Origin of the sequence: Pigmentiphaga litoralis (assembly GCF_014651835.1) — a bacterium.
GTDB lineage: Bacteria > Pseudomonadota > Gammaproteobacteria > Burkholderiales > Burkholderiaceae_B > Pigmentiphaga > Pigmentiphaga litoralis.
In genome coordinates, this window is the sequence record NZ_BMXQ01000002.1 from 428,196 (window position 1) to 441,997 (window position 13,802).

At 66.3% G+C, this 13,802-nt stretch carries 8 protein-coding genes and 1 pseudogene; 8 read left to right on the top strand and 1 reads right to left on the bottom strand.

The window, feature by feature from the left end:
- The first annotated feature begins 163 nt into the window (after positions 1 to 163).
- On the top strand, positions 164 to 1,237 hold the full coding sequence (gene aroG / locus IE116_RS20400; RefSeq protein WP_189615082.1) for a 3-deoxy-7-phosphoheptulonate synthase AroG: 1,074 nt from the start codon (positions 164 to 166) through the stop codon (positions 1,235 to 1,237).
- 19 nt (positions 1,238 to 1,256) lie between these two features.
- Here the strand turns inward: aroG and IE116_RS20405 are convergent, their stop codons facing one another.
- Positions 1,257 to 1,829, bottom strand: a complete 573-nt coding sequence (locus IE116_RS20405; RefSeq protein ID WP_189615083.1) for a cob(I)yrinic acid a,c-diamide adenosyltransferase — start codon at positions 1,827 to 1,829, stop codon at positions 1,257 to 1,259.
- 286 nt (positions 1,830 to 2,115) lie between these two features.
- On the opposite strand from IE116_RS20405, the gene IE116_RS20410 reads away from it, so the two are divergent.
- From IE116_RS20410 to pdeM, 7 genes and pseudogenes are all read left to right on the top strand, one after another.
- Complete coding sequence (locus tag IE116_RS20410; protein WP_189615084.1) at positions 2,116 to 3,612, top strand: FAD-linked oxidase C-terminal domain-containing protein; 1,497 nt, start codon at positions 2,116 to 2,118, stop codon at positions 3,610 to 3,612.
- 63 nt (positions 3,613 to 3,675) lie between these two features.
- Positions 3,676 to 4,761, top strand: a complete 1,086-nt coding sequence (glcE, locus tag IE116_RS20415; RefSeq protein ID WP_189615085.1) for a glycolate oxidase subunit GlcE — start codon at positions 3,676 to 3,678, stop codon at positions 4,759 to 4,761.
- A 21-nt stretch (positions 4,762 to 4,782) separates the two neighbouring features.
- Positions 4,783 to 6,024, top strand: a complete 1,242-nt coding sequence (gene glcF / locus IE116_RS20420) for a glycolate oxidase subunit GlcF (RefSeq protein WP_189615086.1) — start codon at positions 4,783 to 4,785, stop codon at positions 6,022 to 6,024.
- Between the two features lie 281 nt (positions 6,025 to 6,305).
- Positions 6,306 to 7,355: pseudogene (locus IE116_RS20425) on the top strand (ligase-associated DNA damage response exonuclease); the annotation flags it as partial.
- 230 nt (positions 7,356 to 7,585) lie between these two features.
- Entirely contained in the window at positions 7,586 to 9,232 is a 1,647-nt protein-coding gene (locus IE116_RS20430; RefSeq protein ID WP_189615088.1) for an ATP-dependent DNA ligase, read from the top strand.
- Between the two features lie 164 nt (positions 9,233 to 9,396).
- The gene (locus IE116_RS20435) at positions 9,397 to 13,086 is read left to right on the top strand and encodes a ligase-associated DNA damage response DEXH box helicase (RefSeq protein ID WP_189615820.1); all 3,690 of its coding nucleotides are present in this window, start codon (positions 9,397 to 9,399) and stop codon (positions 13,084 to 13,086) included.
- Positions 13,087 to 13,103: 17 nt separating this feature from the next.
- A complete protein-coding gene (gene pdeM / locus IE116_RS20440) occupies positions 13,104 to 13,793 on the top strand; it encodes a ligase-associated DNA damage response endonuclease PdeM (protein WP_189615089.1) in 690 nt (229 codons plus the stop codon).
- Positions 13,794 to 13,802: the final 9 nt, after the last annotated feature.

The following is a 13,802-nucleotide window of genomic DNA, read 5'->3' on the forward strand; positions in this document are numbered from 1 at the left end:
CTTTTTTGGATTTCCAATGCCGCTGGCGGAGGAAAGGAAGCGTCGTACGTAACGAATTCCTGCCCCAAAAAAGCCGCCAGCTACCCTGGCGGCTTTTTTTATGCGCCGCCAGATCGCACACCCCCTTCAAAACAAGATCCGCCGCCCCTCCAGGAGAACACCCGTGTCGCACAATACCGATGACTTGCGCATTCGTGAAGTCAAGGAACTCGCTCCCCCCTCGCACCTGATGCGCGAGTTGCCGTGCAGCACCGACGTCGCCACCACGGTGTACAACGCCCGTCAGGCGTCGCACCGCATCCTGCACGGCATGGACGACCGGCTGATCGTGGTGATTGGCCCCTGCTCGATCCACGACACCCAGGCCGCGCTTGATTACGCCAGGCGTCTGAAGGTCCAGCGCGACCTGTATGAAGGCGAACTCGAAATCATCATGCGGGTGTATTTCGAAAAGCCGCGCACCACGGTGGGCTGGAAGGGGCTGATCAACGATCCGGATCTGGATGGCAGCTTCGCCATCAACCGCGGCCTGCGCACGGCGCGCCAGGTGCTGCTCGAAATCAATGAGCTGGGACTATCGGCAGGGTGCGAATACCTGGACATGATCACGCCGCAGTACATTGCCGACCTGGTGGCGTGGGGCGCGATTGGCGCACGCACGACCGAGAGCCAGGTGCATCGCGAACTGGCATCGGGACTGTCGTGCCCGGTGGGCTTCAAGAACGGCACCGACGGCAACGTCAAGATTGCCGTCGACGCCATCAAGGCCGCCTCGCAGCCGCATCATTTCCTGTCGGTCACCAAGGGCGGCGTGTCGGCCATCGTGTCGACCAATGGCAATGAAGACTGCCACCTCATTTTGCGCGGCGGCAAGGCGCCGAACTTCGACGCCGCCAGTGTCGAAGCCGCGTCCATGGACATGGCCAAGGCCGGTCTGGCGCCGCGCATCATGATCGATGCCAGCCATGCCAACAGCAGCAAGAAACCGGAAAACCAGCCGCAGGTGATCGACGACGTCGCGCGCCAGATGGAAGCTGGCGACACCCGCATCGTGGGCGTGATGGTGGAAAGCCACCTGGTGGCAGGTCGCCAGGACCTGATCCCGGGCCAGCCGCTGATGTATGGCCAGAGCATTACCGACGGCTGCATCGACTGGGACAGTTCGGTGCAGGTGCTGCAACGCCTGTCGCAAGCAGTCAAGGCGCGCCGGCTGGCCGTGGGTCAGTCCGGCAAATAGTCAGCCCACGCCGACCGGGTCAGTCCTGCTCGGCGGCGGCACGCGCGTTGCGTTCCGACCGCCACAGCACATCGTTGCCGCCGTTCATCCGGTTCAGGGTGCGCGCCAGCACGAACATCAGGTCCGACAGGCGGTTCAGGTAGTGACGCAGGGTGTCGTTGATGGGCTCGTTGGCCTCCAGCGATACCACGCTGCGTTCAGCACGCCGGCACACGGTGCGCGCCACGTGGGCCATGGCCGCCGCGCGTGAACCGCCGGGCAGGATGAATTCACGCAAGGCCGGCAGCGGCGCGTTGTAACGCGCCAGCCATTCGTCCAGACGCACCACCTGCTCGGGCTTGAGCAGCGTGAACCCCGGAATGCTGAGCTCGCCGCCCAGATCGAACAGGTCGTGCTGGATGTCGAACAGATCGCGCGCCACGTCGTCGGGCAGGTCTTCGGTCAACAGCAGGCCGATTGTGCTGTTGAGTTCGTCGACATCTCCCATGGCCTGTACGCGCAGGGCGTCCTTGACGGTGCGCGACCCGTCGCCAAGTCCGGTCGTGCCGTCGTCGCCCGTGCGTGTGGCGATGGCGGAGAGTCGGTTACCCATGCAGTACTCCAATCAGATGGCGCGTCCAACGCGCAAGCAGCGATTTTGGCACTGTTTGCCGATGCAACGGTTACCGGTTGTTGGGACGACCATGAATCGGCCGCCAGCCAATCGGAAGATGCCGCCTATCACCGCTTGGAACGGCGCTCATCGTTAACCCAGGGCCATCGGCCCGTGGCCTGCGTCCTGTCACGTTTTGTGGCGCACACGCCGCAAATCCTGCGGGTTTATCCGCTGTGCGTTCCAGGGCGCGCAAGCTATCTTCAAGGGGTCATGGAGATTGCGGATGAACGCCCCTTTGGACGTTGGGCATACCCTGGGCATAGCCGCCCGTCAGGCAGAAGTCGTGGAAGCGTTGCGGCGGGTCGTTCCCCCGCATTGCGTGCTCTACCGCGAAGAGCAGACACGCCCCTACGAATGTGATGGCCTTGCGCTGTTCCGGCAGTTGCCGATGGTGGTCGTCCTGCCCGAAACCGAAGCGCAAGTGCAAGACGTCTTGCGTCTGTGCAAACGGCTGGCCGTGCCCGTCGTGGCGCGCGGTGCGGGCACCGGGCTGTCGGGCGGGTCGATGCCGCATGCCGAAGGCGTGCTGCTCGGTCTGGCCAAGTTCAATCGCATCAAACGGATCGACCCCACGGCACGGCTGGCGGTGGTCGAACCTGGCGTGCGCAACATTGCCATTTCCGAAGCGGCCGCGCCCCACAAGCTCTATTACGCGCCCGACCCATCAAGCCAGATCGCCTGCACCATTGGCGGCAACGTGGCCGAGAACTCGGGCGGCGTGCACTGCCTCAAATACGGTCTGACTGTTCATAACGTGATGGCGGTCCGTGTCGTCACCATCGATGGCGACGTGGTCCAATTCGGATCCGAAGCGCTCGATGCGCCCGGCCTGGATCTGCTGTCCGTGTTCATCGGGTCCGAAGGCATGCTGGGTGTCGTGACCGAAGTGACCGTCAAGCTCGTGCCCAAGCCTGCACTGGCGCAAGTGATCATGGCCAGCTTTCCCACGGTCGAAGCCGCCGGCGATGCGGTCGCCAACATCATCGGGGCCGGCATCATTCCGGCAGGCCTGGAGATGATGGACAAGCGCGCGACCGGCATGGTGGAACCCTTCGTGCAGGCGGGCTATGACCTGGACGCGGCCAGCATTCTGCTGTGCGAATCCGATGGCACGCCTGAAGAAGTCGCGCACGAAATCGCCCACATGATTGCGGTTTTCGAAGGCAGTGGCGCAACGCGCATCCAGGTGTCGCGCAACGAGACCGAACGCCTGCTGTTCTGGGCGGGCCGCAAGAACGCCTTTCCGGCCGCCGGCCGCATCTCGCCCGACTACTATTGCATGGACGGCACCATTCCGCGACGTCACCTGAGCCGGGTGCTGTCGGCGATCGAAGCGATGGAAGAAAAATATGCCTTGCGCTGCGCCAACGTGTTTCACGCGGGCGACGGCAATCTGCATCCGCTGATCCTGTTCGATGCGAACGATCCGGACGAGGTCCAGCGCGCCGAGCAGTTCGGCGCCGAGATCCTCGAGCTGTGCGTGGAAGTCGGTGGCACGGTTACCGGCGAGCATGGCGTCGGCATGGAAAAGATCAACCAGATGTGCGTCCAGTTCGCGCGTGAAGAACTCGATGTCTTCTTTTCGGTAAAGCATGCCTTCGACGCCAGCGGGCTGCTCAATCCGGGCAAGGCCATTCCCACCCTGGCGCGTTGCAACGAGTACGGCCGCAGTCACACCCATTCCGCAAACGTCCGGTTTCCCGAGATCCCGCGTTTCTGAATCTTTCGTCTACTGCAGCGTGCCGGTGCGTGGGCGCTGCTTTCTTTTTGGCCACGCGTTGCTATGGATGTCTTGTTATCGGATGTGCGGGCAAGGGTGATCCTTGCGAATGCGGCAAGCAAGCCGCTGACGATCCGCGGGGGCGGCACGAAGTCCTTCTACGGCAATCCGCCGCCCAGGGGGGCCAGCGTGCTGGACATGTCCAGCTATGCCGGCATCATCAGCTACGAGCCCACTGAACTGGTCATTACCGCGCGTGCAGGCACGCGGCTTGCCGACCTCGAAGCCGAACTGGCCAGCCGCCATCAGATGCTGGCGTTCGAACCCCCGCATTTCGCGGTGGGCGCCACGCTGGGGGGGTGTGTTGCGGCGGCGCTGGCCGGACCGCGGCGGGCCACCTCGGGCGGCGTGCGGGACTACGTGCTTGGTGTAAGGATGATGGATGCACAGGGCAGGGTGCTGCGCTTTGGCGGCGAGGTCATCAAGAACGTGGCGGGCTACGACGTGTCGCGCTTGCTGACCGGATCGCTCGGCACCTTGGGGATCCTGCTTGATGTGTCGCTGAAGGTGCTGCCGCGGCCGGCGATCGAAACGACCTTGTGTCTGCCGATGACCGAGTCCCAGGCCCTGCACGCCATGAACCAATGGGCCGGGCAGCCCGTGCCCATCAGCGCCACGGCATGGGTGGGAGAAGGCACTGAAGGGGGCACGTTGCACGTGCGGCTGTCGGGTTCGACCGCGGCGGTCACGGCGGCGCGGGCCCGGATCGGCGGCGATGTGATGGATGATGGCGACGTGCTGTGGCGGTCCTTGCGGGACCATCGCCATCCGTTCCTGACGGCCTGTCCGCTGTGGCGCGTGTCGGTACCGTCGACGACACCTGCCCTGAACCTCGGGCCGACGTTGATCGAATGGGGTGGGGCGCAGCGATGGCTGACCGGCCCGCATCTGGCCCGGCCGCTGCGCGCGCAGGCGCGCGACCTGGGCGGGCATGTGACGCTGTTTCGCGCGGCGTCGGAAGCGCAAGCGCAGGAAGTGGGCGTGTTCCAGCCGCTGACGGCGGGCCTGGCGGCGATCCACCATCGCCTGAAAAACGAATTCGATCCCTCGGGGGTGTTCAACCCGGGGCGGATGTATCCCGGCCTGTAGGCCGAAGGCGTACCCACTGTCATGCAGACCCAGCTTGCCGAATCCCTGAAAGACACCGCCGACGGCCAGGAAGCCGACGCGATCCTGCGCAAGTGCGTCCATTGCGGCTTCTGCACGGCCACCTGCCCGACCTACCAGGTCACGGGCAATGAACTCGACAGTCCGCGCGGGCGCATCTACCTGATCAAGCAGATGCTGGAAGGCGAGCCCGTCACTGCCGAAACGCAAGGCCATCTGGACAGTTGCCTGACCTGCCGCAATTGCGAATCGACCTGCCCGTCGGGCGTGCAGTACGGCCATCTGGTCGACATCGGTCGCAAGATCGTCAATGAACGCGTGCCCCGCTCGCGTACCGATCGGTTCAAACGCGCCGTGCTCAAAGAGGTGATCGGATCGCCTGCGTTCAACCTGGCGATGCAGGCCGGGCAGGCGTTGCGGCCCATGCTGCCGGCGGTGCTCGCCGCCAAGGTGCCGACGCGGCGCCCTGCAGGCAATGTCCGCGTGGCCAGACATGCCAGCAACGTGCTCATGCTGGCCGGCTGCGTGCAGCCCGCCATGATCCCGGCTATCGACGCCGCGACCATCCGGGTGCTCGACGCCATCGGGCTGGGCGTGCGGGTGGCGGCGGGATCGGGCTGTTGCGGCGCGGTGCGTTTCCACCTGGACGACCAGGAGGGCGCCCGGACGCAGATGCGCGCGAACATCGACGCATGGTGGCCCGATATCGAGGCGGGCACCATCGACGCGATCGTCATGAATGCATCGGGCTGCGGCGCCATGGTGCGCGAGTATGCGCATCACCTGCGTCACGACCCGGTCTATTCGGGCAAGGCGATCCGGGTGTCGGACATGGTTCGCGACATCGCCGAGATCCTTGCCCCCCACGCCGAGGCTCTGCGCCCGCGCGTGACGGCAGGCCTGCCGGCCGGATCGACCGGGCGGGTGGCTTTTCATCCGCCGTGCACCCTGCAGCACTGGCAGCGCCTGCGGCCTGTCACTGAAAAGCTGCTGGTCGACCTGGGCCTGACCTTGCAGCCGTTTGCCGACAGCCACCTCTGCTGCGGGTCGGCCGGGACGTATTCGGTGTTGCAGCCAGCCATGGCGGGCGAACTGCGGCGCAGAAAGCTCGACGCCATCGAGGCCGGCGATCCCGAGATGATCCTGTCATCCAATATCGGTTGCCTGACCCACCTCCAGGGCGGCACGAAGATTCCGGTGCGGCACTGGGTCGAACTGGTGGACACCGCGTTGGCCGCGGGCTAACTCCGGGCTGACTCCACGGGCCAAGTCCGAGCGCAATTCAACCGCGCCGTTCCGATTTCACACCATGATGCGCCCCCGGGCGCATTTCCTGCTGAGCCAACGTAGTACCTGGGCAGGCACTGGCGCCGCAGCTTGTTTTGCCGCCAGCCGCACCCACGTAGATCAGGCGCAAAAGCAGCAACACAGCGCATGTTTTCAACAAGAGCACCGCGGATCTGGCTTTGCCAGTCCGCCAGTGCTGCCCCTGGGGGAGGCGCGCAGCGCCCCGGGGGGGAGAGTTCATGAATCTCGTTATTGCGACCCCGCAAGGCCTGTATTGCCCACCCGGCGATTTCTACATCGACCCGTGGCGGCCGGTTGACCGTGCCGTGATCACGCATGCCCATGCCGACCATGCACGGCGTGGGCACCGTCACTATCTGGCCGCGGCGCCGGGTGAGGGGGTACTGCGGTCCCGCATGGGCGAGATCTCGCTGGATGCCTTGCCCTATGGTCAGAAGGTCGTGCACAACGGCGTGACCATCTCGCTGCACCCGGCCGGCCACGTGCTGGGATCGTCGCAGGTGCGCATTGAATACCGCGGTGAAGTCTGGGTCGCATCGGGCGACTACAAGATCGGCACCGATCCCACCTGCCTGCCGTTCGAGCCGGTGCGCTGCCACACCTTCATCACCGAATCGACCTTTGGCCTGCCCATCTACCGGTGGCAAAGCGACGACGACCTGTTTGCCGAGATCAACGCCTGGTGGCGCGACAACGCCGACGCCGGGCGTGCCTCCGTGGTGTATGCGTACGCCTTTGGCAAGGCGCAGCGGGTGATCGCGGGCGTGGACCCATCGATCGGCACGATTGTGATCCATGGCGCGGTGGATCCCCTCAACACGGCCTATCGCGCCGCGGGCGTGCCGCTGCCGCCTGCGTTCAAGGTGACGGATATCGAGGACAAGGCACTGCTGCGGCGTTGCCTGGTTGTTGCGCCGCCGTCGGCCCAGGGCACGCCGTGGCTGCGGCGGTTTGGTGAATATTCCGATGGTTTTGCCAGCGGCTGGATGCAGGTGCGCGGCGCGCAGCGGCGGCGCGGGGTCGATCGTGGCTTTGTCATGTCGGATCACGCGGACTGGCCCGGGCTGCAGTACGCCATCAAGGAAAGCGGCGCCGACACGGTGTATGTGACGCACGGCAGCGTGGGGCCGATGGTGCGGTGGCTGACCGAGCAAGGCTATGAGGCGCTGTCCTTCACAACGGAATACGGCGATGAGGAAGACGACGCGCAGGCCGGTGGGGATGCGGCACCGGCTGAACCAGAAGCCGAGCCGGCCGGGGGCGCGGCGTCGGATACGGCGGAGGTGGATGCTGCAAATGCGGATGCCGCAGGGGTTGATACCGCAGGGGTTGATACCGCAGGGGTTGTTGCCGCAGCGGGCAGTGCGGCGTCCATCGTGGATGCTGGCAAGCAGCCTGAAGCCACTTTGAACGCGCCGTCCGACGTGCTTGAAGCGGTGACCGAACTGAAGGCGCCCATGGCGAAGGATGCCGCGCCCAACGAGCCTGGCACCTCGTCATGAAAGCGTTTGTCGACCTCTATACGGCGCTTGACAGCACGACGTCGAGCAAGAACAAGCTCAAGGCGCTGACCGACTACTTCCGCGCCGTCCCGCCCGAAGACGGCGCCTGGGCAGTCTACTTTCTGGCCGGCGGCAAGCCGCGGCAGATCATCCCGGTCAAGTTCCTGCGCGAATTCGCGCGCGAAGCGGCCGGCATTCCTGAATGGCTGTTTGACGAGAGCTATCACGCCGTCGGCGACCTGGCCGAAACCATTGCATTGCTGCTGCCCGAGTCGGAACATGGCGAAGACCGTGGCCTGGCGCAATGGATGTCCGAAGCCCTGTTGCCGCTGCGCGGCATGGCGCCCGATGTGGCCCGTCCGTTGCTGCTCGACATGTGGTCGCGGCTCGACGCGCGGGGCCGTCTGGTCGGCACCAAGCTCATCACCGGCAGCTTTCGGGTGGGCGTATCGAAGCTGCTCGTGACCCGCGCCCTGGCCGAAGTCAGTGGCGTGGACGCCAAGCGTATTGCGCAGCGGCTGGTCGGCTACACCGATCTGTCGGCGCGGCCCGATGCCGACATGTTCCGTGCATTGATTGCCGAAGAAACCGGCGACGAATCGCTGCGCCAGCACAGCGGCCACCCGTATCCCTTCTTCCTTGCGCATCCCCTGCAGGCCGACGTGGCGACGTTTCCCACCGTGTTGGGGCCACCCGCCAACTGGCAGATTGAATGGAAGTGGGACGGCATTCGCGGCCAGCTCGTCAAACGTGCGGGCCAGACGTGGATCTGGTCGCGGGGGGAAGACCTCGTCACCGACCGGTTTCCAGAACTCGTCGCCATTGGCGAATCGCTGCCAGACGGCACAGTGATCGATGGCGAAATCGTCGTCTGGCAGGACGGCAAGGTGCAGCCCTTTGCGATCCTGCAGCAGCGCATCGGCCGCAAGACACTCGGCCCGAAAATCCTGCGCGATGCGCCGGTCGGCCTGCTTGCCTACGACGTGCTGGAATGGAAGGGCGTCGACTGGCGCACCCAGCCGCAACATGCGCGGCGCGCCCAGCTCGATCGCATTGTCGAATCGCATCCGCACCCGGCCCTGCACGCCAGCCCTTTGCTCAGTGGCGCGGAATGGTCCGACCTGGCCACGCTGCGCGAGCAGTCGCGCGACCTGGGTGTGGAAGGCATGATGCTCAAGGCACGCGATGCCCACTACGGCGTGGGCCGCACCAAGGATGTGGGCGTGTGGTGGAAATGGAAGATCGACCCCTTCACCATCGACGCCGTCCTGATCTATGGGCAGCGCGGCCACGGTCGCCGCGCCAGCCTGTATTCCGACTACACGTTTGCCGTGTGGGACGGCGAGCCCGGCGACCCCGATCGCAAGCTCGTGCCCTTTGCCAAGGCGTACTCAGGACTGACTGACGAAGAGATCGGCAAGGTCGACAACATTATCCGCAAGACCACCATTGAAAGCTTCGGTCCCGTGCGCAGCGTCAAGCCGACCATGGTGTTTGAACTCGGCTTTGAAGGCATCGCGCGCAGCACGCGTCACAAAAGTGGCATCGCCGTGCGCTTTCCGCGCATGCTGCGCTGGCGCACCGACAAGCCGGTGGAAGAAGCGGATACGCTGACGACGCTATCGGCGCTGCTGCCGTCATGACAAAGAAGGTGGACGCGCCAGTTGCTCGGCCGGCGAAGGTGGATGCGCCGGCTGCCCGCCCGGCTAAGGACGGTGGGACGCGGCCAACGCGCGCCGCTGCGGGCCCTGCCACGGCTCGCCCCCGCGCACGCCGGCGCGTGGTGCCCAAGCTGCTTGCGCCCTGGATGGCGGCGCGGGGCTGGTCGCCATTCCGTTTCCAGCAGGACGCATGGGACGCGATCATCGGCGGCCAGTCCGGTCTGCTGCATGCCACGACCGGCGCGGGCAAGACCTATGCAATCTGGCTGGGAGCCTTGCTGGCATTTGGCGCGAAAGCCGTGCATCCGCCAGTGCTGGATGCGACGGGCGATGCGGCATCGCATGCTGCAACCACTGCATCGGGCGATGACGATGCAGTGGCCGCAGACGAGACCGCGCCGCGCAAGCGGCCACGCGCCACGCATTTTGACGCGGTGGCCGGGCTCGATGACGATGATGTGGAGGAAGAGGGGGACGCCGGACCGGGCGGCGACGGCGGGCAGGATCCACCTATCGTCGGCCAGGCCGATGGCGGTCGACCCGGGCGCGGCAACGCCGGGCGCTCGCACGTCGACCACGATCCGGCCGATGACGATCTGGACGACGGCGATCCAGGTCAGGGCAGCGGCGCTTCGTCAGCGTTATCGGGCGCCCCGCCCGAGCCTCGGCGTGTGCCACGCGATCGCCGTCGCGGCTCGCAAGCCACACGTCGCCGCGCGCTGGATGCGGCGCTCGGGCTGAGCGCGCCCAACCCGGCGTTTGAACGCGGAACGCTTGAATCCCAGGACAGGGCAGGCACCCCCGCCACCGCACAAGGCCCCGGCAGCTACGCCGCCTGGGCGCAGGCTCGCGCAGAAAAGGCCGCAGCCGAAGCCGCGGCGCGCGCTGCCGCCGAGGCCGCCGCGAAAGTCCCTGGCAAGGCGGGCGGTAAGGCAGCCGGTACAGCGGCCGGTAGCGCAGCAGGCACGGCAGGTCGTACAGCTGGTGGTACAGCTGGTGGTACAGCTGGTGGTACAGCTGGTGGTACAGCAGGCGGCAAGGCAGCCGGTATGGCAGCTGGCGAAGCAGGCGGCAAAGCAGCCGGTACAGCGGCCGCTAAAGCAGGCGGCGAGGCAGGCGGCACGGCAGCCGGCAAGGCAGGCAGCACGGTAGAAGCAAGCTCTGCAGAGACGCCGTCGGCCGCTGAAACCGCAATCTTTGCACCGACCCGCGAACCCCGGTCGATCGACGACCTGGAGACGCAAGCCGCGGTCAACCCTGGCGCCATCATGCGAGCCGCGTCGTCGGCCATGCGGCGCGCGATCGCCGCCAGCCGCGCCGCGCATGCCGCCGCCTCGGCGCCGTCCACCTCGGTTGCCGTCGCCCCGCCCCCCTCGCGCATCCGCAGCCGCGCCTTCCCCCCACCGCCGCTGACGGTGCTGTGGCTGACGCCCATGCGCGCGCTGGCCGCCGACACCTACAAGGCGCTCAATACCCCGGTCGATGCCCTGAGGCTCGACTGGACCGTCGGCCAGCGCACCGGCGACACCAGCAGCAGCGACCGCGCGGCGCAAGCCCGTCGCCTGCCTACCGCGCTGATCACCACGCCGGAAAGCCTGTCGCTGATGCTCGCTCGCAATGACGCCGAAGCGACGTTGTCCACGGTACGCATGGTGGTCGTGGATGAATGGCACGAGCTCCTTGGCAACAAACGCGGCGTCCAGGTCCAGCTCGCACTGGCCCGCCTGCGCCGGTGGAACCCGCAACTGCAGGTCTGGGGCCTGTCCGCGACGCTGGGCAATCTTGATGAGGCGATGCAGACGCTGCTGGGCGCCAACATGGCCGGCAGTGTGAGTGCGGTGGACGGGCGCGATGCTACCGATGCAGCTGTTGCTGCTGGGAGCGACGCTGCTCGCACCGCCACCGCCGCCAGCAGCGCAATCATCGACCCCGACAAGCGCGGTGTGCTCGTCCGCGGTCAGGAACCCAAGACCCTCACCATCGACACCTTGCTCCCCGACGCCGTTGAACGCTTCGCATGGGCCGGCCACCTGGGCCTGCGCATGCTGCCCAAGGTCATCGACGAGATCGCATCGTCGTCCAACACCCTGGTCTTTACCAACACCCGTTCGCAGGCCGAGCTCTGGTATCAGGCGCTGCTCGACGCCAAACCGGAATGGGCGGGCGAGATCGCCTTGCATCACGGGTCGCTCGACAAAGCGGTGCGCGACTGGGTCGAAGACGGCCTCAAGACCGGCAGCCTGCGGGCCGTCGTCTGCACGTCCAGCCTGGATCTCGGCGTCGATTTCCTGCCAGTGGACCGGGTGCTGCAGATCGGTTCCGCCAAGGGCGTCGCGCGCCTGCTGCAACGCGCCGGCCGCTCGGGGCATGCCCCGGGCCGCCCCTCGCGGGTCACCCTGGTTCCGACGCACAGCATCGAGGTGATCGAAGGCGCCGCAGCGCGTGAGGCCGTGCGCGAAGGCCATGTCGAAGCGCGCACGGCGCCCGACCAACCGCTCGATGTGCTCGTCCAGCACCTCGTCACCGTCGCGCTGGGCGGGGGCTTCACGCCCGACAGCCTCTACAAGGAAGTGCGTAGCGCCTGGTCCTACCGGTCCTTGTCACGCGAGTCCTGGCAATGGTGCCTGGACTTCGTGCGGCAAGGCGGTGAGTCGCTGGCCGCCTATCCCGACTATCGCCGCGTGGTGCCCGACGACGCCGGCGTGTGGCGCGTGCCCGATGCCCGGCTGGCGCGCCGCCACCGCATGAGCGTCGGCACCATTGTCAGCGACGCCAGCATGCAGGTGCGCTACTGGACCGCCAAGGGCGGCGGCGGGCGCCTGGGCACCATCGAAGAAGGCTTCATCGCGCGGCTCAAGCCCGGCGAAGGCTTTCTGTTCGCGGGCAAGGTCCTGGAACTGGTGCGCGTGCATGAAATGACCGCCTTCGTGAAGCGCGCGTCCGCCCGCAAGCCTGCAGTGCCGCGCTGGAACGGCGGCAAGATGCCCATGTCGTCCACGCTGGCCGACGCCGTGGTCGATCAGCTCGAGGCCGCGTCCAAGGGGCATTACGACAGTCCGGAACTGCGGCTGGCCAAGCCCTTGCTCGACATACAGCAGCGGTGGTCCGCATTGCCGACGGCACACAGCCTGCTGGCCGAAACGCTCAAGTCGCGCGAAGGCTGGCACCTGTTCCTGTATCCGTTTGCCGGCCGCCATGTGCACCTGGGCATCGCCAGCCTGCTCGCCTGGCGTGCGGCGCAATTGCAGCCCGCCACCTTTTCCATGGCGGTGAACGACTACGGCCTGGAGCTGCTGTCGTCGACGCCGGTCGATTGGGTCAATGCCTTGCCGCGCATCCTGGAAACGCGGCTGCCGCCAGGCGTTGCCCCACCCGTCCTGCCCGACGATCTGCTCAAAGAAATCCTGGACAGCATGAACGCGGGCGAACTTGCGCAGCGCCGCTTCCGCGAAATCGCGCGCGTGTCCGGCCTGATCTTCCAGGGCTTTCCGGGCGCGGCCAAGAGCATGCGGCAGGTGCAGGCGTCGTCGGGCCTGTTCTACGACGTATTCCGCAAATACGATCCCGGCAACCTGCTGCTGACCCAGGCCGAACGCGAGGTACTCAGCCAGGAACTCGACATCGCCCGCCTGCAGCACACGCTGGAACGGCTGCGCGAACGCGAACTGGATCTGCGCATTCTTGAGCGGCCGACGCCCTTTGGCTTTCCGCTGCTGGTGGAACGTTTCCGCGAAAAGTTGTCGAACGAATCACTGGCCGACCGCGTAGCCCGCATGGTCCAGAATCTCGAACAGGTCGCCGACGCGCCCGTCAAGACGCGCCGCGCGGCCTCCTAGTATTGGAATTGCCCGCTTTGAATCTTCCTGTTCATGTCGAGATCGACTGCCACGGCGAATCCCTGTGGCTGCTGGCCGATCACGCCATCTGGTGGCCCGCGCAGCACACCTTGCTGATTGCCGACGCCCACTTCGGCAAGGCCGCGACCTACCGCGTGCTGGGCCAGCCCGTGCCTCACGGCACGACCCAACATAATGTCGAACGCATCGACGCCTTGCTCGACCGCTATCCGGCCGCGCATATCGTCTTTCTAGGTGACTTCCTGCATGGCCCGCAGGTGCATCGTTCCACCGGACCGACCTTCGACACCCTGCTGGCATGGCGGGCGCGGCACCCCGACCTGCAGTGCACGCTGGTGCGGGGCAACCACGATGCCCGCGCCGGGGATCCGCCCAGGGCCTTGCGGTTCGAAGTCGTGAACGAGCCCTTCCTGATGGGGGCGCTCGCGCTGTGCCACCATCCCCAGCGCCATCCGACCCACTATGTGCTGGCCGGCCATGAGCACCCCGTGTTCGTGCTGCGCGGACGCGGCCGGGACAGTCTTCGGCTGCCCGGTTTCGTGTTCGACGACGGCACCGCCGTGCTCCCCGCGTTCGGGGACTTTACCGGCGGCTATCCGGTGCAGCACGCGCCCGGCCGGCGGATCTACGTGACCGGTGGCGGCGGGGTGTGGCAGGTGCAGGGGCAAGTGCAGGTGCAGGTGTAGGTGCAGCTG